The sequence below is a fragment of the Bradyrhizobium tropiciagri genome (assembly GCF_001189845.1).
GTDB classification, from domain to species: Bacteria; Pseudomonadota; Alphaproteobacteria; order Rhizobiales; family Xanthobacteraceae; genus Bradyrhizobium; species Bradyrhizobium tropiciagri.
Genome location: NZ_LFLZ01000028.1, coordinates 88,708 through 111,450 on the forward strand (window position 1 = coordinate 88,708; position 22,743 = coordinate 111,450).

21 protein-coding genes and 4 pseudogenes are annotated in these 22,743 nt (G+C 65.9%); 18 read left to right on the forward strand and 7 right to left on the reverse strand.

The genetic code is table 11. The annotated features are described in order from the left end of the window. Positions 1-18: 18 nt before the first annotated feature. On the forward strand, positions 19-888 hold the full coding sequence (gluQRS, locus tag AKN84_RS22470) for a tRNA glutamyl-Q(34) synthetase GluQRS (protein ID WP_050422786.1): 870 nt from the start codon (positions 19-21) through the stop codon (positions 886-888). A gap of 326 nt (positions 889-1,214) precedes the next feature. Further along, a complete protein-coding gene (locus AKN84_RS22475; protein ID WP_050422788.1) occupies positions 1,215-2,543 on the forward strand; it encodes an ATP-binding protein in 1,329 nt (442 codons plus the stop codon). Here the strand turns inward: AKN84_RS22475 and AKN84_RS22480 are convergent. Continuing rightward, positions 2,470-3,414 carry a YihY/virulence factor BrkB family protein gene (locus AKN84_RS22480; protein ID WP_050422789.1) on the reverse strand — a complete coding sequence of 315 codons (945 nt, stop codon included), beginning with the start codon at positions 3,412-3,414 and terminating at the stop codon, positions 2,470-2,472. The two genes, AKN84_RS22475 and AKN84_RS22480, sit on opposite strands and share 74 nt — an antisense overlap. 82 nt (positions 3,415-3,496) lie before the next feature. Here AKN84_RS22480 and AKN84_RS22485 point away from each other — a divergent pair, with 82 nt between their 5' ends. The 5 genes and pseudogenes from AKN84_RS22485 (at position 3,497) to AKN84_RS22505 (ending at position 7,345) form a co-directional block, all read left to right on the forward strand. Further along, positions 3,497-3,691, forward strand: a complete 195-nt coding sequence (locus tag AKN84_RS22485) for a twin transmembrane helix small protein (protein WP_050422790.1) — start codon at positions 3,497-3,499, stop codon at positions 3,689-3,691. Positions 3,692-3,723: 32 nt separating this feature from the next. Continuing rightward, positions 3,724-4,295 (forward strand): annotated as a pseudogene (locus AKN84_RS22490) (cob(I)yrinic acid a,c-diamide adenosyltransferase). A gap of 220 nt (positions 4,296-4,515) precedes the next feature. Beyond that, the gene (locus AKN84_RS22495; protein ID WP_016845285.1) at positions 4,516-5,265 is read left to right on the forward strand and encodes an electron transfer flavoprotein subunit beta/FixA family protein; all 750 of its coding nucleotides are present in this window, start codon (positions 4,516-4,518) and stop codon (positions 5,263-5,265) included. Then, positions 5,265-6,215 carry an electron transfer flavoprotein subunit alpha/FixB family protein gene (locus AKN84_RS22500; protein WP_050422791.1) on the forward strand — a complete coding sequence of 317 codons (951 nt, stop codon included), beginning with the start codon at positions 5,265-5,267 and terminating at the stop codon, positions 6,213-6,215. The genes AKN84_RS22495 and AKN84_RS22500 overlap by 1 nt, the downstream gene beginning before the upstream one ends. 248 nt (positions 6,216-6,463) lie before the next feature. Further along, the gene (locus tag AKN84_RS22505; RefSeq protein ID WP_050422814.1) at positions 6,464-7,345 is read left to right on the forward strand and encodes a 3-hydroxybutyryl-CoA dehydrogenase; all 882 of its coding nucleotides are present in this window, start codon (positions 6,464-6,466) and stop codon (positions 7,343-7,345) included. 18 nt (positions 7,346-7,363) lie between these two features. On the opposite strand, the gene AKN84_RS22510 is transcribed toward AKN84_RS22505, so the two are convergent. Then, entirely contained in the window at positions 7,364-7,747 is a 384-nt protein-coding gene (locus AKN84_RS22510) for a hypothetical protein (protein WP_050422792.1), read from the reverse strand. Positions 7,748-7,830: 83 nt separating this feature from the next. On the opposite strand from AKN84_RS22510, the gene AKN84_RS22515 reads away from it, so the two are divergent. From AKN84_RS22515 to AKN84_RS22525, 3 genes are all read left to right on the forward strand, one after another. Beyond that, on the forward strand, positions 7,831-8,406 hold the full coding sequence (locus AKN84_RS22515) for a DUF2975 domain-containing protein (RefSeq protein WP_128971071.1): 576 nt from the start codon (positions 7,831-7,833) through the stop codon (positions 8,404-8,406). Between the two features lie 10 nt (positions 8,407-8,416). Further along, positions 8,417-8,632 (forward strand): helix-turn-helix domain-containing protein, encoded by a 216-nt coding sequence (locus tag AKN84_RS22520; protein ID WP_050422794.1) that lies wholly within the window; start codon positions 8,417-8,419, stop codon positions 8,630-8,632. 68 nt (positions 8,633-8,700) lie between these two features. Continuing rightward, positions 8,701-8,889 (forward strand): putative motility protein, encoded by a 189-nt coding sequence (locus AKN84_RS22525; RefSeq protein WP_050422795.1) that lies wholly within the window; start codon positions 8,701-8,703, stop codon positions 8,887-8,889. Between the two features lie 228 nt (positions 8,890-9,117). Here AKN84_RS22525 and tlpA read toward each other — a convergent pair whose 3' ends face one another. After that, entirely contained in the window at positions 9,118-9,798 is a 681-nt protein-coding gene (gene tlpA, locus AKN84_RS22530) for a thiol:disulfide interchange protein TlpA (RefSeq protein ID WP_050422815.1), read from the reverse strand. A gap of 187 nt (positions 9,799-9,985) precedes the next feature. Here tlpA and argH point away from each other — a divergent pair. The 3 genes and pseudogenes from argH to lysA all read left to right on the forward strand — a co-directional run bounded on the left by argH (position 9,986) and on the right by lysA (position 13,081). Next, positions 9,986-11,381, forward strand: a pseudogene (argH, locus tag AKN84_RS22535) (argininosuccinate lyase). Positions 11,382-11,473: 92 nt separating this feature from the next. Further along, positions 11,474-11,743 carry an LPS translocon maturation chaperone LptM gene (gene lptM / locus AKN84_RS22540; protein WP_050422796.1) on the forward strand — a complete coding sequence of 90 codons (270 nt, stop codon included), beginning with the start codon at positions 11,474-11,476 and terminating at the stop codon, positions 11,741-11,743. 73 nt (positions 11,744-11,816) lie between these two features. After that, a pseudogene (lysA, locus tag AKN84_RS22545) lies at positions 11,817-13,081 on the forward strand (diaminopimelate decarboxylase). 297 nt (positions 13,082-13,378) lie between these two features. On the opposite strand, the gene AKN84_RS22550 reads toward lysA, so the two are convergent. Together AKN84_RS22550 and AKN84_RS22555 are read right to left on the reverse strand one after the other, a co-directional pair. Further along, positions 13,379-14,290: an NAD(P)-dependent oxidoreductase gene (locus tag AKN84_RS22550; protein WP_050422797.1), complete on the reverse strand. Its 912-nt coding sequence runs from the start codon at positions 14,288-14,290 to the stop codon at positions 13,379-13,381. A gap of 193 nt (positions 14,291-14,483) precedes the next feature. After that, a complete protein-coding gene (locus AKN84_RS22555; protein ID WP_050422798.1) occupies positions 14,484-14,867 on the reverse strand; it encodes a carboxymuconolactone decarboxylase family protein in 384 nt (127 codons plus the stop codon). 170 nt (positions 14,868-15,037) lie between these two features. On the opposite strand from AKN84_RS22555, the pseudogene AKN84_RS22560 reads away from it, so the two are divergent. Further along, a pseudogene (locus AKN84_RS22560) lies at positions 15,038-17,664 on the forward strand (TIGR02302 family protein). A 154-nt stretch (positions 17,665-17,818) separates the two neighbouring features. Here the strand turns inward: AKN84_RS22560 and AKN84_RS22565 are convergent. Then, positions 17,819-18,196 (reverse strand): response regulator, encoded by a 378-nt coding sequence (locus AKN84_RS22565; protein ID WP_050422799.1) that lies wholly within the window; start codon positions 18,194-18,196, stop codon positions 17,819-17,821. Between the two features lie 36 nt (positions 18,197-18,232). Beyond that, positions 18,233-19,093 carry an MJ0042-type zinc finger domain-containing protein gene (locus AKN84_RS22570; RefSeq protein ID WP_050422800.1) on the reverse strand — a complete coding sequence of 287 codons (861 nt, stop codon included), beginning with the start codon at positions 19,091-19,093 and terminating at the stop codon, positions 18,233-18,235. A 281-nt stretch (positions 19,094-19,374) separates the two neighbouring features. Between AKN84_RS22570 and ftsE the strand changes: the two genes are divergently transcribed. The 4 genes from ftsE (at position 19,375) to AKN84_RS22590 (ending at position 22,641) form a co-directional block, all read left to right on the forward strand. Beyond that, positions 19,375-20,034, forward strand: coding sequence for a cell division ATP-binding protein FtsE (gene ftsE, locus AKN84_RS22575; protein ID WP_021079468.1), 660 nt, complete (start codon positions 19,375-19,377; stop codon positions 20,032-20,034). Then, entirely contained in the window at positions 20,027-20,998 is a 972-nt protein-coding gene (locus AKN84_RS22580) for a cell division protein FtsX (RefSeq protein ID WP_050422801.1), read from the forward strand. The genes ftsE and AKN84_RS22580 overlap by 8 nt, the downstream gene beginning before the upstream one ends. A gap of 160 nt (positions 20,999-21,158) precedes the next feature. Beyond that, the gene (locus tag AKN84_RS22585; RefSeq protein WP_050422802.1) at positions 21,159-21,881 is read left to right on the forward strand and encodes a YdcF family protein; all 723 of its coding nucleotides are present in this window, start codon (positions 21,159-21,161) and stop codon (positions 21,879-21,881) included. A 1-nt stretch (position 21,882) separates the two neighbouring features. Beyond that, positions 21,883-22,641: a lysophospholipid acyltransferase family protein gene (locus AKN84_RS22590; RefSeq protein WP_050422803.1), complete on the forward strand. Its 759-nt coding sequence runs from the start codon at positions 21,883-21,885 to the stop codon at positions 22,639-22,641. The last annotated feature ends 102 nt before the right edge of the window (positions 22,642-22,743 follow it).

Consider the following 22,743-nt stretch of genomic DNA (forward strand, 5'->3'; position numbering starts at 1 on the left):
GACGCGCGATCACACGCCATGCCACCCGTTTTCCGTTTTGCACCGAGTCCGAACGGCTATTTGCATCTCGGCCACGCTTATTCGGCGTTGCTCAACCACGATCTCGCGCGGCAGTCGGGCGGACGCTTGCTGCTGCGGATCGAGGACATCGATTCGACGCGCTGCCGGCCGGAGTTCGAGGCGGCGATCTACGAGGATCTCGCCTGGCTCGGCATCGCCTGGGAGACTCCGGTGCGCCGGCAGTCGGAGCATTTTGCCGCCTATCGTGCGGCGATCGACCGCCTGTCGGCACAGGGGCTGGTCTATCCGAGCTTCGAGAGCCGCGCCGAGATCGCGCGGCTGGTCGCGGAGAGAGAAGCAGGCGGCGCCTGGCCGCGTGATCCGGACGGTGCGCCGCTTTATCCGGGGGCGGCGAAATCGCTGCCGGCGGGGGAGCGCGACCGGCTGATCGGTCAGGGCGCGCCGTTCGCGCTGCGGCTCGACATGGCCGCAGCCGTCGCGCGCGCCGGCGGCCTATCCTGGCAGGAAGCGGGCGAAGGCCCGGCCGGCGAGCGCGGAGACGTCGCGGCCCGGCCCGAGGCCTGGGGCGACGTGATACTGGCCCGCAAGGAGACCCCAACCAGCTACCACCTCTCGGTCGTGATCGACGACGCCCTGCAAGGCGTCACCGACGTGGTCAGGGGCGTTGACCTGTTCTGGTCGACCAGCGTGCATCGGCTGTTGCAGGAGCTGCTTGGCCTGCCCGTGCCGGTCTACCGGCACCATGCGCTGATCCGCGACGCGGCCGGCCAAAAGCTGTCGAAATCGACCCAGGCGACCGGGTTGCGCGAGCTGCGGGCGGAGGGCGCCAGCCCGGCCGATATCCGCCGCCTGGTCGGTTTGGTGTAGTCCGCCACCGAGGTGCGGCGCTCCACGTCCTCTTGCGGAGGCGATGGGTCTTGCGTGATTTCTGAATAATAGAAAAATACCGCCGATTTGCCCGACATGTCAAGTTGCGGCGTCAGGCCCTGGCGGCCACCGGCTCCTTTGCATGGGGTTGTTTTCGACATTTTGGCTGGAGGCGCCCCTGCGATGCCCTGCTCTTGCGGGGAGGACGCAGCAAGCGGATGGAGCGCTTACCATCATCCTGATTTGCCTTGGCTCCTCCCAAACAGCGCCGTGACTCCGCCACTCCTGGCATGCCATGTTGGCTGCGGGGCGGGGTCACGGAGATCATGGCGACATCATCGCGCGGACGGCGCAGCAAGCGGCGAGCCAAGGGCGCGCCGCCGAAGACCCGCGCCGCCAAGACCCGCGACTCCAAGACCGGCAAGGCCAAGACCGGCAAGGCCAGGACGGCGGCCAAGCCGCGCCACACGCGGGCCGCGCCAAAGACATCAGCCAAGTCCGGAGCCAGGTCTGGACCCGGCATGGTCGAGACCGCGCTCGCCGCCTTTGCCCATGAGGTGCGGACGCCGCTGACCGGTATCCTTGCGATCAGCAACCTGCTCGCGACATCGGAGCTCGGCGAGCGCGAGCGGCGCTGGGTCGATACCATCAGGGCCGGCGCCGAACATCTGGCGAGCCTTGCGACCCTGTTCGTCGATGCCGCCCGCAGCGAGGGGCCGGGGCTCGAGATCCGGCAGGACTTCTTCGACCTGCGCACGTTGGCGCGCCATGCCGGCGATTCGCTGGCCGGCCGGGCCGCAGCCAAGGGACTGCGGGCCTCGGTCGAGATCTCCGGCAAGCTCCCCGCCTTCGCGGTCGGCGATCCGGTCCGCCTGCGCGCCGCGCTGGAGAATTTGATCGACAACGCCGTCAAGTTCACCGAGCAGGGCAGCATCGAGCTGCGCGTCGCGCCGGTGCCTGCGGCGAAGCGACGGGCGGACGGCAGGATCGGCGTTGCCTTTGCGATCTCCGACAGCGGCATCGGCCTGACGCTAGCGGAGGTCAAGCGCCTGTTCCGGCCGTTCTCGCAGGCCAATGTCTCGATCGCCGCGCGCTTCGGCGGCTCCGGGCTCGGACTGTCCTCGGTCAAGCAGCTTGCACGCGCCATGGGCGGCGACGTCGTCGCGGCCCAGCGCTCAGGCGGCGGCACCACCTTCACCCTTAACGTGGTGCTGGTCGCAGCCGAAGGGCCGGCCGGCGCGCCCGCGAGCGAAGGCACGGCGGCGCCGTCGTCGCAGGGGCTGCGGCTGCTCAGCGTCGAGGACAATCCGTTCGGCCGCGTCGTGCTCAACACCATCCTGACCGAACTCGGTCACCACGCCGAATTCATCGGTCAGGGCGAGGGCGCGGCCGACAGGCTCGGACAGGGCGCCTTCGACGCGGTGCTGATGGACATGGTGCTGCCCGGCATCAGCGGTGTCGAAGCCATCAAGCGCATCCGCGCGCTGCCGTCGCCGCACGGCCGCATCGTGATCGTCGGGATCTCCGGCCGCGCCGAGGACGAAGCCGCGGCGCGCGCCGCCGGCGCCGACGCCTTCCTGGTCAAACCTGTCTCTCCGCGGGCGCTAGCGACTGCGCTGCTTGAAGCGACACGCCGCGCGGCAGCCGCGACTTGATGATCGCCGCGTTCAACTCGCCGCCGAACACGAAGATCGCGGCGATGAAATACAGGAACACCAGTGCGATGATTACCGAGGCCAGCCCCGCATACATCGTGACGTAATTGTTGGCGAAGCGCGCCAGGTACATGCCGAAGCCGATGCCCGAGATCAGCGAGGCCGCCACGGTGAAGATGATGCCGGGCAGGATCTGGGTGAAGCCGCGGCGGCCTGCCGGCAGCCAGGCATGCAGGATGAACAGCGCGACGACCAGCGCCAGTATCGTGATGCCGTAGCGGGCGATGTTGAGCAGGCTCTCGTTGGATTCGACGAAGAACGGGATATAGCGCCGCGCCGCCTCGATCATCAGCGGCCCGAGCACGATCAGGAAGGCCATCGCCAGCGAGGTGAACGCCGCGACCAGCGTGTAGCCGATCGATTCCAGCCGCAGCCAGTACCAGCGCCGCGGCTCGATCACGGCATAGGCGCGGTTCAGCGCCACCCGCAGCGCCTCGACGCCGTTGGAGGCGAAGTAGACCGCGAGCACCGCGCCGATGGTCAGGATGTCGCCGCGGGTGTTGGTCAGCACGTCGTGGATCTGGCCGGACAGCGCCTCGGCGACCTGATCCGGCCAGACCTGCAGCAACAGTCCGACGGCCTGGTCGGCGAGCTGCTTGGAGCCGAAGAAGCCGGCCACCGACGTCAGCACGATCAGGAACGGAAACAGCGCCATCAGGGTCGACAGCGCGATGTGGCTCGCGATCGCCCAGCCGTCATCGGCGAGGAACGTGTAAAAGGCATCCATCACGACGTGGGTGACGTAACGAAGCTGCTTCACATTCCACCCGGCATTGTCGAAAACGGCTCGGCCCGAGAACGGACCCAGCATCTGATATTACGCACTGAAAAGCCAGTTGGTTGCATCGGCCGCCTGTGTGGAAGTCCGCGTCATGCGGTGTTATGTACCGCAGATGACATCTCTTCTCAGCACGATCATTCTTCCCATCGCCGTCGGCGCCGTCGCGCTGGTGCTCCTGCTCGGCCTCGTCAACATGATGAAGGGCGGCTCGCCGAACACATCGCAGAAGCTGATGCGGCTGCGCGTGCTGCTGCAGTTCGTCGCTATCGTCATCGCGATGCTCGCGGTCTGGGCGATGGGGCGATAACAGCGATGCGCAAACCTTAGGAGATCACGGCCATGGTCGTTCTCAATCGGATCTACACGCGCACCGGCGATGATGGCACCACCGCGCTCGGCTCCGGCGAGCGGCGGCCGAAATACGATCTGCGCGTTGCCGCCTACGGCACCGTCGACGAGACCAACGCCGCGATCGGCGTGGTGCGGCTGCATCTGGCCGATAGTCCCGAGGTCGATGCGATGCTCGGCCGGATTCAGAACGATCTGTTCGATCTCGGCGCCGACCTTGCGGTGCCCGAGCGCGAGGCAAGGCCGAACGCCTGCGCGTGCTGGCAAGCCAGGTCGAGCGGCTCGAGCGCGACATCGACCGCCTGAACGATCAGCTCGCGCCGCTGACCTCGTTCGTGCTGCCCGGCGGCACGCCTGCTGCCGCATATCTGCATCTCGCCCGGACGATATGTCGCCGCGCGGAACGGATGATGGTGGAACTCGCCGCCCGGCCCGACGAGCCGGTCAACGCGGCTGGCATTCAGTATATGAACCGGCTGTCGGATTTCCTGTTCGTTGCCAGCCGCTTCCAGAACAATAAGGGGGCGGGAGACGTGTTGTGGGTGCCGGGCCAGAACCGCTGAAGCGTTTTCGAGCGAAGTGGACGCCGGTTCGCGTCAAGAAAACGCGCCAAAACATGAATCTGGAGCGCCGGTTCTGATGCAATCAGAACCGGAAGTGCTCTAGACTGGCTCAAAACCGGGTGACGGTTTTTTGGCTTTGGCGCGTTGACCGGGGGAAACTGGACCTTTAGGTTCCGCGCCAGCCAACCGAAACCCATAAAATCAAAGCGAAAGAGGATCGATGAAGGTTCTTGTGCCGGTAAAGCGGGTCGTCGACTACAACGTCAAGGTCCGCGTCAAGAGTGACGGGACGGGCGTAGAGCTCGCCAACGTCAAGATGTCGATGAACCCGTTCGACGAGATTGCCGTCGAGGAAGCGCTGCGGCTGAAGGAAGCCGGCAAGGCGACCGAAGTGGTGGTGGTGTCGATCGGACCCGCGCAGGCCTCCGAGACCATTCGCACCGGGCTTGCGATGGGCGCCGACCGCGGCATCCTCGTCAAGGCCGAAGGCAATGTCGAACCGCTCGCGGTCGCCAAGATCCTGAAGGCGGTGGTCGAGGCGGAGCAGCCCGGCCTCGTCATTCTCGGCAAGCAGGCGATCGACGACGACTCGAACCAGACCGGCCAGATGCTGGCCGCGCTGCTCGGCTGGTCGCAGGCGACCTTCGCTTCCAAGCTCGAAGTCGAAGGATCGGACTTCAAGGTCACGCGCGAAGTCGACGGCGGCCTGCAGACCATCAAGCTCAAGGGCCCGGCGATCGTCACCACTGACCTCCGCCTCAACGAGCCGCGCTACGCGTCGCTGCCCAACATCATGAAGGCGAAGAAGAAGCCGATCGACGACAAGAGCGTCGCTGACTATGGCGTCGATGTGACGCCGCGTCTGGAAGTGCTGAAGACCGCGGAACCGGCAGGCCGCAAGGCGGGCGTCAAGGTCAAGGACGTCGCCGAACTCGTGAACAAGCTCAAGACCGAAGCCGGGGTTCTCTGATGACGACGCTGTTGATTGCTGAACACGACCACGAGACCCTGAAGGACTCGACCAACAAGGCGCTGACCGCGGCGAGCCAGCTCGGCGGCGACGTCCATGTGCTGGTTGCCGGTGGCGGCCAGGGCACCAAGGCGGCGGCGGAAGCAGCTGCCAAGCTTGCCGGCGTCAGTAAGGTGCTGGTGGCCGAAGGCCCCGCCTATGAGCACGACCTTGCCGAGCCGCTGGCTGCGCTGATCGTCGCGCTGGCGCCCGGCTACGACGCCTTCGTCGCGCCCGCGACCTCGCGCTTCAAGAATGTGATGCCGCGCGTCGCAGCGCTGCTCGACGTCATGCAGGTCTCCGAGATCATCAAGGTCGTCGCGCCCGACACCTATGAGCGGCCGATCTATGCCGGCAACGCGATCCAGACCGTGAAGTCGAAGGACGCCAAGAAGGTGATCACGGTCCGCACCTCGACCTTCGCCGCCGCCGGTGAAGGCGGCAGCGCCGCGATCGAGAACGCCGCTTCGGCTGCCGATCCGGGCCTGTCGACGTTCGTCGGTGAGGAAGTCGCCAAGAGCGACCGTCCGGAACTGACCTCGGCCAAGATCATCGTCTCGGGTGGCCGCGCGATGCAGAGCCGCGAGAACTTCGCCAAGTACATCGAGCCGCTCGCCGACAAGCTCGGTGCCGGCGTCGGCGCCTCGCGCGCCGCGGTCGATGCCGGTTATGCGCCGAACGACTGGCAGGTCGGCCAGACCGGCAAGGTGGTGGCCCCGGAACTTTATGTCGCGGTCGGCATCTCCGGTGCGATCCAGCATCTGGCCGGCATGAAGGACAGCAAGGTGATCGTCGCCATCAACAAGGATGAGGACGCGCCGATCTTCCAGGTCGCCGATTACGGCCTGGTCGCCGACCTCTACCAGGCGGTTCCGGAGCTCACCGAAGCGCTCGGCAAGCTCGGAAAGTAAGCGACAAGACGCCGGCCGGATGGCTAAGCTCCGGCCGGTGTTATAATTTTCGAGGCAATGATCCGGAAACGTTTTTCCGGAAGGATCGTGCCCGACAGGGGGAAATGGGATTGGGATGTGATGACCTGTCATCACATCATGGTCCCGGGAAACGTTTTCCGGCGGGTTGGGCAACCCGGAAGGCTTCGCTTCGGGTATCGTTGGGATTGGGCAGGCGCGACGTGCGCGCCGTTCCGGTGGATGACAAGATGACGGTGGCAATCAAAAAGGTCGGCGTGATCGGTTCGGGCCAGATGGGCAATGGCATTGCCCATGTGGCGGCGCTGGCCGGCTTCGACGTGGTGCTCAACGACGTGTCCGGCGACCGGCTGAAGTCGGCGCTGGCGACCATCAACGGCAATCTGACCCGCCAGGTCGCCAAGAAGGGGATCAGCGAGACCGAGCGCAAGCAGGCGCTCGACCGCATCACCTCCGCCGAGACGCTCGATGCGCTCGCCGATTGCGATCTCGTGATCGAGACCGCGATCGAGAAGGAAGAGACCAAGCGCAAGATCTTCCATGAGGTCTGCGCGGTGCTGAAGCCGGACGCGATCGTCGCGACCAACTCGTCGTCGATCTCGATCACGCGGCTCGCCGCCTCGACCGACCGCCCGGAGAAATTCATCGGCATTCACTTCATGAATCCGGTGCCGGCGATGGAGCTGGTCGAGCTGATCCGCGGCATCGCCACCGACGACACGACCTTCGACACCGCCAAGGCGTTCGTCGCCAGGCTCGGCAAGCAGGTTGCGGTCTCGGAAGATTTTCCCGCCTTCATCGTCAACCGCATCCTGCTGCCGATGATCAACGAGGCGATCTACACGCTGTATGAAGGCGTCGGCAACGTCGAGGCGATCGACGCCGCGATGAAGCTCGGCGCGCACCATCCGATGGGCCCGCTCGAGCTCGCCGATTTCATCGGCCTCGACACCTGCCTGTCGATCATGCAGGTGCTGCACGAGGGGCTGGCCGACTCCAAGTACCGGCCGTGCCCGCTGCTGGTGAAGTACGTCGAGGCCGGCTGGCTCGGACGCAAGTCCCAGCGCGGCTTCTACGACTATCGCGGCGACAAGCCGGTCCCGACGCGTTAAGGGCCGTCGTTCCTCCACTTATTCGCTCAGGCGGCATCCCGCGCGCTTCAGCATGTCGCGGATGATCAGCGGCGTTGCAGGTGTCTCGGTGGCGCCGTTCCCGGCACTTGCGATCGCATCACGCGCCTGCTGTGCGTCGAGCGTCAGCCGGCGTGCACAAGGTGGCGCACCGTGATCGCGTCCCGCGTCGAGCAGCCATCCCGCCGTCTCGCCGGCGCCGGCCAGATAGGCCGTCAGCGTCTGTCTTGCGGTTGGATTTGTCGCGGCTTGATCCAGCATCGCCTTCACCTGTGCGACTGATATCTGGCCGCGCGAAGTCGAAGCTTGCGCGCAAACCGGTGCGACGGTGACGAAGAGTCCGGCGAGGGCGGCGCAGGCAGTGCGTATGAAGCGGACGGGCATTGGTCAGGTTTCCAGTGATGTTGACCTGCAGATAATAATTATCGTAGAACAATAATATCAGATCAGCAATCCCGAGGTCGAACATGCCCGCGTCCCTCTCGTCAGAGCTTTCCCAATCCGTGCGGCCGGCCCGCCTCGAGCGCATCAGTGCGATCAGCCGCGTGCTTGCCTACGCGTGCACCGGCATCTCGCTCGTGCTCGCCGTGGGATTGCTGGCCTATTGGCTGGCGAGCCCCGATGAGGCGATCCTGCGCGATGCGGGGCTGACCGGCATCGCGTTCCATCCCATCGGCTGGCTGGTCCGCCTGATGGCGCTCGTCGTCTCGGCGCTGCCGCTCGCCTGTCTGATCTGGGGATTGTCGCGCGTGCGCCGCTGCTTCAAATCGTTCGCGCAAGGGCGCTTCTTCACGGCCGACAACGTGGCGGGGCTGCGCGACCTCGCAATTGCGATGCTGGTCTCGACCTTGCTGAAGCCGCTGATCGGCGCGCTGCTCTCGATCCTGCTGAGCTGGCAGACCTACGCGCAGGGCAAGTCGATCGTCATCGCGCTCGGCTCTGACACGTTGCTGGCGCTCTTGTTCGCGGGTCTGGTCGCGGTCACGGCCTGGGTGATGGCCGAAGCCAATGCGATCGCCGACGAGCACGCGCAATTCGTCTGAGGCATTTGCGATGCCGATCCGGGTCCGGCTCAACGTGATGCTCGCCGAGCGCAATGTGAAGTCGAAGGAGCTTGCCGAATATGTCGGGATCACCGAGGCCAATTTGTCCCTGCTCAAGCAGGGCAAGGTGAAGGGCGTCCGGTTCGAGACGCTGGAACGGATCTGCACCTATCTGAAGTGCCAGCCTGGCGATCTCTTGCGCTTCGAAGACGATGCGTCAGCCTGACGCGGCGATCCATTACCCAAGTATTAACTTTCGCGCGCTACCTAAGGTCGAACTTGGGAGTACCGCGTATGGACACGATGAGCATGGTCACCAGCATCCTCTCGATGCAGCAGGGCAATCTGCAGGGTGAGATCGCAACCCGCGTGACCAAGCAGAACCTCGACGCGGAAAAGTTCGCGGTTCAAACCCTGCTCGGTACGCCGTCGACCGCCAATCTCGGTCCCGGCGTCGGCGGCAACCTCAACGCCGTCGCCTGAGTTCACAGGCCCAGGCGCGGCCCCTTTCCTGAAAGGGGCCCAAATTCCATCCAATCCGTCATTGCGAGGAGCTCGCGACAAAATTGCAAAGCAATTTTGCGCTGAAGCGACGAAGCAATCCATGCTTCGGCTTGCGCGGAGGGATGGATTGCTTCGCTTGCGCTCGCAATGACGCCGGGGTGGCGGCAGCATCCCATACGATCAGGTCAACCCCGGGCGCCAAAACGACTAGAACCCCGCCGCGGCCGGCTGTAGCGCCGCCTTGACCAGCTTGATCGCATCGTCGCTCGCCCATTCGGCGGGACCGGCGATATTGGCGATTTCGCAGCCCTTGCCGTCGACCAGCACCGAGGTCGGCATGCCCAGCGCCTTGCCTATGTTCTTAAGGTCCTGAAACACCTTGGCTTTCTGGTCGCTGAAATAATCCAGCCTGGTCAGATTGGCCTCTTTCAGGAAGTTCTTTGGCTTGTCCGGGTCGCGGGTGTCGATGTTGATTGCGACCACCTCGAAATCCTTGCCGCCGAGCTTGGTCTGCAGGCTGTCGAGCGCCGGCATTTCCTTGCGGCAGGGCACGCACCAGGTCGCCCACAGATTGACCAGCACGGTCTTGCCGCGCCAATCCGACAGCTTCTTCGGCTGGCCGTTGGCGTCCTCGAAGGCCAGATCGGGCAGCCGCAAGGGGGTGGTTGCCATGGTCAGCGCCGCGACCTCGCCATGGGCGAGCGGGGCGATTTTCTTGGCCAGATCCACCGCGCTGTTGCACGCGATGTCGCCGCCGGCGGGATGCCTGAGGCTGGAGACCCCGATATAGCCGAGCACGGCCCCGACCAGCACGGCGCCGATCACCAGCGGGATACGCCGCTTGGCCGTCGGCTTGGCAGTCGATTCAGATGGGGTCGTCTCGGGCATATCGTTTGTCATCCTGGGTCAGTTGTGGCTATGCAGTGCTGGAGCATGATCCGGAAAAGTGCGAAGCGGTTTTCCGAAAAGATCATGCTCATACAACGAGCTAATACGTCCGGAACCGCCATGCTGTTTCGCCGCTACGGCCAATGAAACAGCAGGGCCTGCAATACAAATTCGTGAGCGAGATGTCATGAGCAACAAGATGTGGGGCGGCCGGTTCTCGGAGCGTCCCGACGCGATCATGGAGGAAATCAACGTCTCCATCGACGTCGACCGGCACCTTTATGCCCAGGACATTGCCGCGTCCAAGGCCCACGCCGCGATGCTCGCCGCGCAAGGCATCATCACGTCAGCTGATGCGAAAAATATCGGTAAAGGTCTAGACACGATTTTGTCAGAGATCGGCAAGGGCGGTTTCGACTTCAAGCGCGCGCTCGAGGACATCCATATGAATGTCGAGTCGCGGCTGTCCGAGCTGATCGGGCCTGCGGCGGGCCGGCTGCATACCGCGCGGTCGCGCAACGACCAGGTCGCGACCGATTTCCGGCTCTATGTCCGCGACACCATCGACGAGACCGATGCGGCGCTGGCCGCGTTCCAGCAGGCGCTGGTCACCCGTGCGCTGGAGCATGCCGGAACCGTGATGCCGGGCTTCACCCATCTGCAGACCGCGCAGCCGGTGCCTTCGGTCATCATCTCCTCGCCTTTGTCGAGATGGCCGGCCGCGACCGCGGCCGCTTTACCGACGCGCGCAAGCGGCTGAACGAATCGCCGCTCGGCGCCGCCGCGCTCGCCGGCACCTCGTTCCCGATCGATCGGGCTGCGACCGCCAAGCGCTCGGCTTCGACCGGCCGATGGCCAATTCGCTGGACGCGGTATCCGACCGCGATTTCGTGCTGGAGACCTTGTCGGCGACCGCGATCTGCGCGGTGCACATGTCGCGCTTCGCCGAGGAGATCGTGATCTGGACGTCGCCGCTGGTCGGTCTCGTCAAGCTCAGCGACAAGTTCACCACCGGCTCGTCGATCATGCCGCAGAAACGCAACCCGGACGCCGCCGAGCTGGTGCGCGCCAAGACCGGCCGCGTGATCGGCGCGCTCACGGCGCTGCTGATCGTGATGAAGGGCCTGCCGCTCGCCTATCAAAAGGACATGCAGGAGGACAAGCAGGGCGCGATGGAGGCGTTCGAGGCGCTGTCGCTTGCGATCCGCGCCATGACCGGCATGGTCGAGGATCTCGTTCCGGACGAGGCGAAGATGAGGGCCGCGGCCGGCGAGGGCTACGCCACCGCGACCGACCTTGCCGACTGGCTGGTGCGCACCCTGAAAATGCCGTTCCGCGATGCCCATCATGTTACCGGGCGGATCGTCGGCCTGGCCTCCAAGCAGGGCGTCGCGCTGCACGAGCTGCCGCTTGCGGCCATGCAGGAGGTCGAGCCGAAGATCACGGCGGACGCCCTGAAGGTGCTCAGCGTCGAATCCTCGGTGAAGAGCCGGACCTCGTTTGGCGGCACGGCGCCGAAGAATGTGATGGCGCAGGCCAAAGCCTGGGCCAAGCGGCTGGAAAAAGAGCGAAAATTGGGCTGAACGAGAAAATTTGGCCGTGATTTCTGAGCGCTCCGCCTCTCGCCAGAGCACGCCAATGTTTGTATGGTGCCGCCCGAATTGGGGAATTCGTCGTGATTAGCAAGAACCGCCTGACCCCCTCGGGATGGGCCATCATTGTGCTGAGCGTGTCAGCGCTTGCGCTCGGCGGCTGCGGCCGCAAGGGACCGCTCGACCTGCCGCCGACCGCGAACGCCGCGCCGGGCGCAGCACCGAGCGACACCGAGAGCGAGCGGGCGGCACAGCCCAGCGTGTTCAATCCGACCTATGGCTCGGAGGCCGCGCCGGCCGCGACGCGTGGCAATAAACGGCCCTTCGTCCTCGATCCGTTGCTCGGCAACTAATATCTCGAGCATGATCCGGAAAAGTGCGAAGCGGTTTTCCGAAAAAATCATGCTCAAAAAGATAAAGTCCGTCATGAACCATTTCGACTATCGCAACGGCGTGCTGCATGCCGAGGCGGTCAATCTCATTGAGCTGGCGGAAGCCGTCGGCACGCCGTTCTATTGCTATTCGACGGCGACGCTGGAGCGGCACTACCGCGTCTTCACCGAGGCCTTTACCGGCGAGAAGGCGCTGGTCTGCTACGCGATGAAGGCGAACTCCAACCAGTCGGTGCTGCGCACGCTGGCCAAGCTCGGCGCCGGCGCCGACGTGGTGTCCGGCGGCGAGTTGAAGCGGGCGCTGGCGGCCGGTATTCCGCCGTCGAAGATCGTATTCTCCGGCGTCGGCAAGACCGAAAGCGAGCTGCGTGCCGCGCTCGCTACCGACATCCTCTGCATCAACATCGAGTCCGAGCCGGAGCTCGAAATGCTGTCGCGCCTTGCGGTCGAGATGAAGACGACCGCGCGGATCTCGGTGCGGGTCAATCCCGACGTCGATGCCGGCACCCATGCCAAGATCTCGACCGGCAAGTCCGAGAACAAGTTCGGCATCCCGATCGCGCGCGCCCGCGAGGTCTATGCCCGTGCGGCGAAGCTGCCGGGCATCAAGGTCACCGGCACCGACGTGCATATCGGCAGCCAGATCACCGATCTCGGCCCGCTGGAAGTCGCCTTCCGGCTGCTCGCTGAATTCGTGCAGACGCTGCGCGCCGACGGCCACGACATCTCGCACATCGATTTCGGCGGCGGCCTCGGCATTCCCTATTACATGGACCGCGCCGCGCCGCCGGCACCCGATGCCTATGCGGCGATGGTCAAGCGCGTCACGCATAATCTCGGCTGCACGCTGATGTTCGAGCCGGGCCGTCTGATCGTCGGCAATGCCGGCATCCTGGTCAGCCGCGTGATCCATGTGAAGCCTGGCGAAGCAAGAACTTCGTCATCATCGACGCTGCGATGAACGATTTGATCCGGCCGACGCTGTATGAAGCGCATCACGACATCCTGCCGGTGCGCGAGCCGGCCGCGGGCACGCCGACCATGGTTGCCGACGTGGTCGGCCCGGTCTGCGAGACCGGCGACTATCTCGCGCTCGACCGCGCGCTGCCGCAGCCGAAGGCCGGCGATCTCCTGGCGATCATGACCGCCGGCGCCTATGGCGCAGTGCAGTCCGGCACCTACAACACGCGGCCGCTGGTGCCGGAGGTGCTGGTCAAGGACGACCAGTACGCCGTGGTCCGCCCGCGTATCGACGTCGACGCGCTGATCGCGATGGATAAGCCGGCACCGTGGTTGTGAGCTGCTGAGCGTGCCGCATCCTCGGTGTCGTCCTGGCGAAAGCCAGGACCCATAACCACCGCTCTCGATTGCGATGCTGAGCTGGCGCTCCAGCTCAGCTAAGCCACGTAATCCTGTGGTTATGGGTCCCGGGTCGCGCTTCCGCCTTCGCTCGTTGAGCTACGGCGGACAAGTCGCTTGCCCGGGACGACAGCGTGTTGGTCGCTCTTGTAGGATGGGTGGAGCGCAGCGATACCCATCATCTCACCGCGCATACCGAATGATGGGTATCGCTTCGCTCCACCCATCCTACGCATCTTACTTCGCGGCGTGACTACCGCCCTTGGCCCCGCCGACGATCACGCCCGCGGCCTTCTCGATCGGCTTGATCGCGGCGGTGAAATCCGAATCCGGGCCCTCGTCGCGGATGATGACTTCCCAGAGCCGGCCGACCGCTTCGGCGACTTCCATCGAGAGCCCGAGCGCGCGCATTTCCTCGACGGCAAGGCGCACGTCCTTGACCATCAATCCGGTGGCGAAGCCGAAGTCGAAGCTGCGCGGCAAGACCGCGCGCGGAAACTTGTCGCGGCTCGCGGTGTTCAGCCCCGAGCCGGCATTGATGACGTCGATCATCACCGCCGGATCGAGCCCGGACTTCACGCCCATCACGACAGCCTCGGACGTTGCGACCATCGCGGTTGCGGAGAGGAAGTTGTTGGCGAGCTTCATGGTCTGGCCGGAGCCCGGCTTGGTGCCGATGAAGAACACCTTGCCGATCACGTCGAGCGCGCCCTTGACCAGCTCGAAATCGGCGCGCGGGCCCGACACCATCACCGCCAGCGTGCCCTTCTCGGCGCCGGAGACGCCGCCGGAGACCGGGCTGTCGATCTGCACGATGTTCTTCTTGGCCAGCAGATCGTGGATCTTGACGGCCATCCGCGAGCCGACGGTGGAGAGATCGATGAAGCGCTTGACGCGCGTGCCTTCGATCACGCCGCCTGCGCCGGTCGCGACCTCGAGCGAAGCCTGCAGCGAGGGCAGGCTCGCCATCACGGTCTCGACGCGATCGGCGATGTCCTTCGGCGACGATGCTGCCGCAGCGCCGAGCGCAACCAGCCTGCCGAGCGCGTCCTTGCTGGTGTCGAACACGGTGAGCTTGTGGCCGGCCTCGATCAGCCGGCGCGCAATCGGGAAGCCCATCTTCCCGAGGCCGATGAATCCGATTTCCATGGGTCGTTTCCTTTTCTTCGTTATGCGCGGAGCCCCGCGCCCCACATTCAGTGTCGTCCTGGCGAAGGCCAGGACCCATTACCCCAGGACCTTGTTGCTTTACCGATCTAGGGCCACAGCTTTCGTAGCGATGACATTCGGTGGTTATGGGTCCTGGCTTTCGCCAGGACGACGGCGGTGAGGCAGCCGGGCCTCACGCCTTGTTGTCGAGCTCGGCGAACACCTCGCGCGCGATGCGGAAGCTGTCGACGCCGGCGGGGATGCCGGCATAGATCGAGACCTGCATGAAGATCTCGCGGATCTCGTCGCGCGACACGCCGTTGGTCAGCGCGCCCTTGATGTGCGCCTTCAATTCGTGTGGCCGGTTCAGGATCGAGATCATCGCGAGATTGAGCATGCTGCGGGTCTTGTGCGGCAGCTCCTCGCGGCCCCAGACCGCGCCCCAGCAATATTCCGTGACCAGTTCCTGGAACGGCTTGTTGAAGCTGTCCGAGTTCTTCAGCGCATTGTTGACATAGGTCTCGCCGAGCACCGCCTTGCGGATCTCGAGCCCCTTGTCGTGCGTCTTCTGGTCCATATTTTTTCCTCATGCGTTAGGACGATGGTTCGCCCGGACGTTACGGGGTCGAACTGCCGCAGTCACGCCTTCGTGTTATGCGTATTTCCCGGTGTGGGTTACGCCCCGGAACGGGTGCCTCAAAGCCGCCGCCGTGCTAGGCTGACCTGCCGGCTACCCCGGAGATTTTATTGAGCGGAGCCAACATCGACCCGTCTGACAACGCCTCACGCGCCGTCCCCGACAGCGATGCGATCGCGCGTCTGAAGCTCACCGAGGCTCTCCAGCGGGCAAAATTCGCGATTGCGTGGGAACGGGCCTGGCCGCATCTGGCGCGGTTCCTGACGGTTGCAGGGCTGTTCCTGGTGGCGTCTTGGGCCGGGCTGTGGCTGGTGCTGCCGTTTGCCGCACGGCTCGCCGGCGCCGCCCTGTTCGGCCTTGCCGCGCTCGCGGCGCTGCTGCCGCTGGTGCGCTTCCGCTGGCCGAGCCGCGAGGAGGGCCTGAGCCGGCTCGACCGCGGCGCCGGCATCCGCCATCGCCCGGCGACCACGCTCTCCGACACGCTCACCAACAAGGACCCGGTCGCGCTGGCGCTGTGGCAGGCACAGCGCGAGCGCACGCTGGCCTCGATCAAGCGCATCCGCGCCGGTCTGCCGCGGCCGCGCGTTTCGCTGCACGACCCCTGGGCGCTGCGCGCGCTGGTCATCGTGATGCTGGTCGCGTCCTATGTCGCGGCCGGCGACGAGCGCGGGCTACGGATCGCCTCCGCGTTCGACTGGAACGGCATCATGGCGCCGGCCAATGTCCGGGTCGACGCCTGGGTGACGCCGCCGAACTACACCGGCAAGCCGCCGATCATCCTGTCGAACGCCAACAAGGACGCCAACGCGGCCGACACCACCCCGCTCGCGGTTCCCTCGGGCAGCACGCTCTTGGTGCGCTCCAGCGGCGGCACCATCGACGTCGTGGTCGGTGGCGGCGTCACCGAGGTGGCACCGGAGGGGCAGGCGCCGAAGGGCACCAATGAGCGGCATTTCAAGATCACCGGCGACGGCACCGCGCATGTCCGCGCGCCGGCCGGCCAGCCGCAGTGGAAATTCACCGCGACCCCGGACCGTCCGCCGTCGATTGCGCTCGCCAAGGACCCGGAGCGGCAGGCGCGCGGCGCCTTGCAGCTGTCCTACAAGCTCGAGGACGATTACGGCGTTACCGAAGCCCGCGCACAGTTCGCGCCGCGGCCCGGTGATGCGGCGAAGGACGCGACCAAGGAAGCGAGCAAGGATGCCGACGGCAAGGCCGCACAGCCGCGGCCGCTGTTCGAGCCGCCGCAATTCCCGCTGGTGCTGCCGAATGCGCGCACCCGCAACGGCGTCGGCCAGACCGTCAAGGACCTCAGCGAAGACCCGTATGCCGGCGCCGACGTGACGCTGACGCTCTCCGCCAAGGACGAGGCCGGCAATGAGGGCAAGAGCGAACCGTTCAACATGCGGCTGCCGGAGCGGCTGTTCACCAAGCCCTTAGCGCGCGCGCTGATCGAGCAGCGCCGCATCCTGGCGCTCGATGCCAACCAGAACGGCCAGGTCTACGCCGCGCTCGATGCGCTGATGATCGCGCCCGAGATGTTCATGCCGGAGACCGGCTATTATCTCGGCCTCCACACCGTGGCCCGCCAGCTCGAGGCGGCGCGCACCGACGATCAGCTGCGCGAGGTCGTCGCCAGCCTGTGGGCGCTCGCCGTCACCATCGAGGACGGCAACATCAGCGACGTCGACAAGGCGCTGCGCGCGGCGCAGGACGCGCTCAAGCAGGCGCTCGAGCGCGGCGCGAGCGACGAGGAGATCAAGAAGCTCACCGACAATCTGCGCGCGGCGCTGGACAATTTCCTGCGCCAGATGGTCGAGCAGTTCCGCAACAATCCGCAGCGGCTCGCGCGGCCGCTCGATCCCAACGCCAAGGTGCTGAGCCAGCAGGATCTCAAGAACATGCTCGATCGCATGGAGCGGCTGTCGCGCTCCGGCGACAAGGATGCGGCCCGGCAGTTGCTCGAGCAGATGCAGCAGATGCTGGAAAACCTGCAGATGGCGCAGCCCAATCAGGGCGACGACGACATGCAGCAGTCGCTCAACGAGCTCGGCGACATGATCCGCAAGCAGCAGCAATTGCGCGACAAGACCTTCAAGCAGGGCCAGGATTCCCGCCGCGACCGCATGCGCGGCAAGCAGGGCGATCAGTCGATGGGCGACCTGCAGCAGGATCAGCAGGCGCTGCGCGACCGCCTCAAGAAGCTGCAGGAAGAGCTCGCCAAGCGCGGCATGGGTCCGGATCAGCGCGGCCAGAAGGGCCAGAAAGGTCAGAAAGGCGATCAGGCCCAGCAGGGCGAGCAAGGCGGCGATCAGGGTGATCAGGGCGACGACGGCGACGGGCTCGACCAGGCCGATTCCGCGATGGGCGATGCCTCCGGGCGGCTCGGCGAGGGCAATGCCGACGGCGCGGTGGATTCGCAGGGCCGCGCGCTGGATGCGCTGCGCAAGGGCGCGCAGAGCCTTGCGGATGCGATGCAGCAGGGCGACGGCGACCAGCCCGGCGACAGCCAGGCAACCGCGCCGGCCGCCAGCAGAGCGGCGGCAACCAGACCGATCCGCTCGGCCGCCCGCTGCATGGCCGCGAATTCGGCGACGACTACACGGTGAAGATCCCCGGCGAGATCGACGTCCAGCGCGTCCGCCGCATCCTCGAAGAGCTGCGCCGCCGCCTCGCCGATCCGTCACGCCCGCAGATCGAGCTCGACTACATCGAGCGGCTGCTGAAGGATTATTGAAGTCACCACACGTTCCACTGTCATCGCCCGGTTCAACCGGGCGATCCAGTATTCCAGAGACGTCAGTGCTTGAATCGAGAGGCCTCGGCGTACTGGATGCCACGCCTTCGCGGGGCATGACGAGGTACGTGTGGGTTTCGCCTGCGAAGACGGCCTAGCTCGCCTTCCTCGCCGCCAGCGCATCCGCCACCGCGGTGCGGATATCGGCGACCGAGAACGGCTTGGTCACCACGTCATGCACGATCGCCTCGAGGCCGGAGGCGCGCTCGCGCTGATGGGCGAAGCCGGTCATCAGCAGGATCTTCAACTCCGGAAAGTCGCGTGCCGCGGTCAGCGCCAGTGCGATGCCGTCCATCACAGGCATCTGGATGTCGGTGAGCAGCAGGTCGAACGCGCCTTCGTCGCGCGTCAAGACCTCCAGCGCCTCGGCGCCGTCCTGCGCGGTCACGGTCTCGTGGCCGTCCATGGCGATGGCGCGCGCCACCAGCGAGCGCATCGAATCTTCGTCGTCGGCGATCAGAACACGCGTCATGGTGATGGTCGGTTCCCGCAAGTGTTGGCGCGCAGCTCAGGCGCGGCCGCCGGTGAGGTCATGCTTGTTGAAGAAGCGTACGTCGATATTGCGGCCTTCGGCCGGCGGCGAGGCGAGGCGCGACTTGAAGAACGCGCGTTCGCCGGGCTTGAGCACCGGCTGCTCCAGCACCGCATTCCAGGCATAGATCTCGGCGCCCTGCGCGTCGCGGACCGAGAAGCGCAGTCGCGGCAATTCGAGCGGCTTCCTGGTCTGGCCGACGATCATGCCCTCGATGACAAGCACCGGCTTGCCGTCCACGGTCTCGTTGGTGATCTTGACGTCCTTGAAGGCAAGCCCGCGCAGATTCACGTCGAGCCCGACCATCTTGTAGAACAGCGCCGTCTGCGGCAGCAGCCGCACCACGTCGTTGCGCCAGACGAACAGCGCGATGATCAGCGCGGCCATTGCGGCGCAGGTGGTCGGCAGGGCGCCGATCACCGGCATGAAGGGAATCCGGGGCAGGGAGGGCAGGCGGAACAGGCGGGGAAACCGCGGCAGGCGGAAGCGGCGCTTTCCAGTTGCCTCCTGGCCGTCGGCATGGGCCGCGGCATCCGCCTCGGCCACCGCCGGCCACGCGGCGGCGTCGCCCCCCTCGGGCAAATCGGCCGAAATCGACGGGCTGTCGACCACTGGGGTCTCGTCAGCCTCCTCGCGGCCCATCGCCTCCCATTCGGCGGCAAGGTTGGACCCGGCGGCCTCGTAGGCCAGAGTGGGCGCCGCCGCGCCGATCGCGTCCTCCGGCCGGGCCAGCCAGACCTCGCGGCAGCGGGAACAGCGGACGGTGCGTCCGGCCTCCCCGAGGGTGGCCGGATTGATGGCATAGGATGTTGTACAATGCGGACAAACGATATGCATGGAGCCGAATCTCCACCGTGTGGTATGCCCGGATGCTACTGAGCGACCGTTAACGAATCGGAAACCATAACCGACGCACAAGCTTTCTGTGCGGTTCGCGGCCGCTCGGCGGGGTGTTCGGGCCGCCAAAGCGTTTTCGAGCGAAGTGGGTACCGGTTCGCGTGAAGAAAACGCGTCCAAGCAAGAATCCAGAGCCGTTCCGATTTCATCGGAACGGAAAGGGCTCTGGAGTTGGGTAGTTGGGTATTGGGCCACAGGCCCTCTCGAACGGAGCTAGCGCATTGGTTCGGTTCGAAAATGTCGGTCTGCGCTACGGGCTCGGCCCGGAGATTTTGCGCGACCTCTCCTTCATGATCCCGGCGCACTCGTTCCAGTTCCTCACCGGGCCGTCAGGCGCGGGCAAGACCTCGCTGCTGCGGCTGTTGTTCCTGTCGTTGCGGCCGACCCGCGGGCTGGTCAATCTGTTCGGCAAGGATGTCTCCCTGCTGAGCAAGGACCAGGTCGCCGACCTGCGCAAGCGGATCGGCATCGTGCTGCAGGACTTCCGCCTGCTCGACCACATGACGACCTATGAGAACGTCGCGCTGCCGTTCCGCGTGATGGGCCGCGAGGAATCGACTTATCGCCGCGAGGTGATCGACCTGTTGAAATGGGTCGGGCTCGGCGAGCGGATGGATGCGCTGCCACCGATCCTGTCGGGCGGCGAGAAGCAGCGCGCGGCGATCGCGCGCGCGGTGATCTCGCGGCCGCAATTGCTGCTGGCCGACGAGCCGACCGGCAGCGTCGATCCGACGCTCGGGCGCCGCCTGCTGCGGCTGTTCATCGAGCTCAACAAATCCGGCACCGCGGTGATCATCGCGACCCACGACATCACGCTGATGGATCAATACGAGGCGCGGCGGCTGGTGCTGCATCAGGGACGGCTGCACATCTATGAATAGGGGCGGCGACGAGAAAGTGTCGTTGGTCGATCTCGGGCGCGAGCGCCCGCAGGTCCCGGCCACCGCGCGCAACATGTCGCCGATCGTGCCGCGCGCCTCGATCTCGGGCCGCGCGCTGGTTGCGGTGGTCGCGATCATGACCTTCCTCGCCTCGCTGACGACGGGCACCGTGCTGCTGGTCAGCGCGTCGGCGGCCGAGTGGCAGTCGGAAGTCTCGAGCGAGATCACCATCCAGGTGCGCCCCTCGCCCGGCCGCGACCTCGATCGCGACGCGCAGGCGGCCGCGGATGCGATGCGGGCGCAGTCCGGCATTCTCGAGGTCCGTCCGTTCAGCAAGGAGGAATCCGCCAAGCTGCTGGAGCCGTGGCTCGGCAGCGGGCTCTCGATCGACGAACTGCCGGTGCCGCGCGTCATCGTGGCGCGGGTGCAGCCCGGCACCACGCTCGATCTCGCTACGCTGCGCGCGCGGGTGACGCAGGTGGCGCCGACCGCAAGCGTCGACGACCACCGCGCCTGGATCGAGCGCATGCGCTCGATGACCGGCGCCACCGTGTTTGCCGGTGTCGGCATCCTGATCCTCGTGATCATCGCCACGATCATTTCAGTGTCGTTCGCCACGCGTGGCGCGATGGCCGCCAACCGTCCGATCGTCGAGGTGCTGCACTTCGTCGGCGCCGGCGACAGCTTCATCGCCAACCGCTTCCTGCGGCATTTCCTCCGCCTCGGCCTCGAAGGCGGGCTGATCGGCGGCGGCGCGGCGATGCTGGCGTTCGGCTTCTCCGAGTCGATTGCCAACTGGTTCTCCGGCACGCCGGTGGGCGACCAGTTCGCGGCCCTGCTCGGCACCTTCTCGTTGCGTCCGTCGGGCTATCTGGTGCTGGCGTTGCAGGCGGTGCTGATCGCGGCGATCACCGCTTGGGCGTCGCGGCGCACCCTGTTCGCCACGCTCGACGACATCGATTGACGGCCGGCGGCATCGCAACGATGGCGCCGATTTCGTGATCGCGGTTCGCGGGGCGAGTGTGATTTGGCGGGCATACGCGCGGGCCTGGCCGCGGCAAAACCGGTTTCCACTTTTCCGGATCATGCTCTAAAATCACCGGGGGGAAGGGTAGCCGCATCACATGAGTTTGCAGTCCGACGATACGTCGCCGAATGGCCATGCCGCGCGCCCGCGTGGCTGGCTGCGCGCCGCCATCGTCGCGCCGCTGGCGCTGGCCTTCGTGGCGGCCGCGGTCGGTTTCATCGGCTTCCTGGCGCAATTGCGCGGCGTCGAGACCGACCCGCCGCACAATGCCGACGGCATCGTGGTGCTGACCGGCGGCTCGTCGCGGGTGTCGGATGCGATGGAGCTGTTGGCGGCGGGCTACGGCAAGCGCCTGCTGATCTCGGGCGTGCATCCGACTAACGACGCCAGCGACATTTCGCGTTCGGTGCCGGACAGCCAGGGGCTGATGCGCTGCTGCGTCGATCTCGACCGTTCGGCGGTCAACACCCGCAGCAATGCGGCGGAGACGCGGCGCTGGGCGCGCGAACGCGGCTTCAAGTCGCTGATCGTGGTGACCTCGAACTACCACATGCCGCGCGCCATCGTGGAACTGTCGCATGCGATGCCCGATGTCACGCTGATCCCGTTCGCGGTGGTCGGCGACAAATGGCGCGACGAGCCGTGGTGGACGAGTGGCGGAACGTTCCGTCTCTTGCTATCGGAATACGCCAAATATGTCGCCGCGGAGGTCCGGGTGCGGCTGGCCGATATCGGCCTCGACTTGACCTCCGATCTCGCCGAGCAGCCGGCGGCCACGCCACGCCGCCCGGCGACGGCGCAGGCGTCTAACAAGGACTGAAATGATCTTCCTGCGCTCGCTGATCTTCAACGTGCTGTTCTATCTGGTGCTGGTGCTGCTGTGCATCGTCGCGCTGCCGGCGCTGCTGCTGCCGCGCAGCGCGCTGATGACGATCGAAGCCTTGTGGGCCAACACCAGCCTGTTCCTGATGCGCGTGATCTGCAACATCCGGATCGAGTTCCGCGGCGTCGAGAAGATCCCGCCGGGACCGCTGGTCGTCGCCTCCAAGCACCAGTCGTTCTGGGAGACGTTTGCGCTGGTGCGCTTCTTCGATCACCCGCTGTTCATTCTCAAGCGCGAGCTGATGATGATCCCGGTGTTCGGCTGGTACCTGAAGAAGGTCGGCATGATCTCGGTCGAGCGCGGCGGCGGCCCGCGCTCGCTGATCAAGACGCTGAAGCGCGCCGCGGCCGAGGTGAAGCTCGGGCGGCAGCTCGTGATCTTCCCCGAGGGCACCCGCACCGCGCCCGGCGCCGCGCCGAACTACAAGGCTGGCGTCGCGCAGATCTATGCCGAGAGCGGCGTGCCGTGCCTACCGATCGCGCTCAATTCCGGGCTGTTCTGGCCGCGCCGCACCTTCATGCGCTATCCCGGCACGCTGGTGGTCGAATTCCTCGATCCGCTGCCGCCCGGCCTGCCGCGCGACGAGTTCATGACCCGCCTGCGCGACCAGATCGAAACCGCCACCACCCGCATCGTCGACGCCGGCCGCGCCGAGCAGGCGAAATTGTTCGGCGGTGTGCCGGGTGCGAAAGGGTAGGGGACACTGACTTCCATTTGGTCGGTCGAGCGGCGCGCACGCTGCACCTCTCCCGCTTGCGGGGGAGGTCGCATCGCATCGGAGATGGCGATGCGGGTGGGG

Coding starts and splice junctions, on each gene's coding strand:
- gluQRS (WP_050422786.1), top strand. CDS start 19: ATGCCACCCGTTTTCCGTTTTGCACCGAGTCCGAACGGCTATTTGCAT.
- AKN84_RS22475 (WP_050422788.1), top strand. CDS start 1,215: ATGGCGACATCATCGCGCGGACGGCGCAGCAAGCGGCGAGCCAAGGGC.
- AKN84_RS22480 (WP_050422789.1), bottom strand. CDS start 3,414: ATGCTGGGTCCGTTCTCGGGCCGAGCCGTTTTCGACAATGCCGGGTGG.
- AKN84_RS22485 (WP_050422790.1), top strand. CDS start 3,497: ATGACATCTCTTCTCAGCACGATCATTCTTCCCATCGCCGTCGGCGCC.
- AKN84_RS22495 (WP_016845285.1), top strand. CDS start 4,516: ATGAAGGTTCTTGTGCCGGTAAAGCGGGTCGTCGACTACAACGTCAAG.
- AKN84_RS22500 (WP_050422791.1), top strand. CDS start 5,265: ATGACGACGCTGTTGATTGCTGAACACGACCACGAGACCCTGAAGGAC.
- AKN84_RS22505 (WP_050422814.1), top strand. CDS start 6,464: ATGACGGTGGCAATCAAAAAGGTCGGCGTGATCGGTTCGGGCCAGATG.
- AKN84_RS22510 (WP_050422792.1), bottom strand. CDS start 7,747: ATGCCCGTCCGCTTCATACGCACTGCCTGCGCCGCCCTCGCCGGACTC.
- AKN84_RS22515 (WP_128971071.1), top strand. CDS start 7,831: ATGCCCGCGTCCCTCTCGTCAGAGCTTTCCCAATCCGTGCGGCCGGCC.
- AKN84_RS22520 (WP_050422794.1), top strand. CDS start 8,417: ATGCCGATCCGGGTCCGGCTCAACGTGATGCTCGCCGAGCGCAATGTG.
- AKN84_RS22525 (WP_050422795.1), top strand. CDS start 8,701: ATGGACACGATGAGCATGGTCACCAGCATCCTCTCGATGCAGCAGGGC.
- tlpA (WP_050422815.1), bottom strand. CDS start 9,798: ATGCCCGAGACGACCCCATCTGAATCGACTGCCAAGCCGACGGCCAAG.
- AKN84_RS22550 (WP_050422797.1), bottom strand. CDS start 14,290: ATGGAAATCGGATTCATCGGCCTCGGGAAGATGGGCTTCCCGATTGCG.
- AKN84_RS22555 (WP_050422798.1), bottom strand. CDS start 14,867: ATGGACCAGAAGACGCACGACAAGGGGCTCGAGATCCGCAAGGCGGTG.
- AKN84_RS22565 (WP_050422799.1), bottom strand. CDS start 18,196: ATGACGCGTGTTCTGATCGCCGACGACGAAGATTCGATGCGCTCGCTG.
- AKN84_RS22570 (WP_050422800.1), bottom strand. CDS start 19,093: ATGCATATCGTTTGTCCGCATTGTACAACATCCTATGCCATCAATCCG.
- AKN84_RS22580 (WP_050422801.1), top strand. CDS start 20,027: ATGAATAGGGGCGGCGACGAGAAAGTGTCGTTGGTCGATCTCGGGCGC.
- AKN84_RS22585 (WP_050422802.1), top strand. CDS start 21,159: ATGAGTTTGCAGTCCGACGATACGTCGCCGAATGGCCATGCCGCGCGC.
- AKN84_RS22590 (WP_050422803.1), top strand. CDS start 21,883: ATGATCTTCCTGCGCTCGCTGATCTTCAACGTGCTGTTCTATCTGGTG.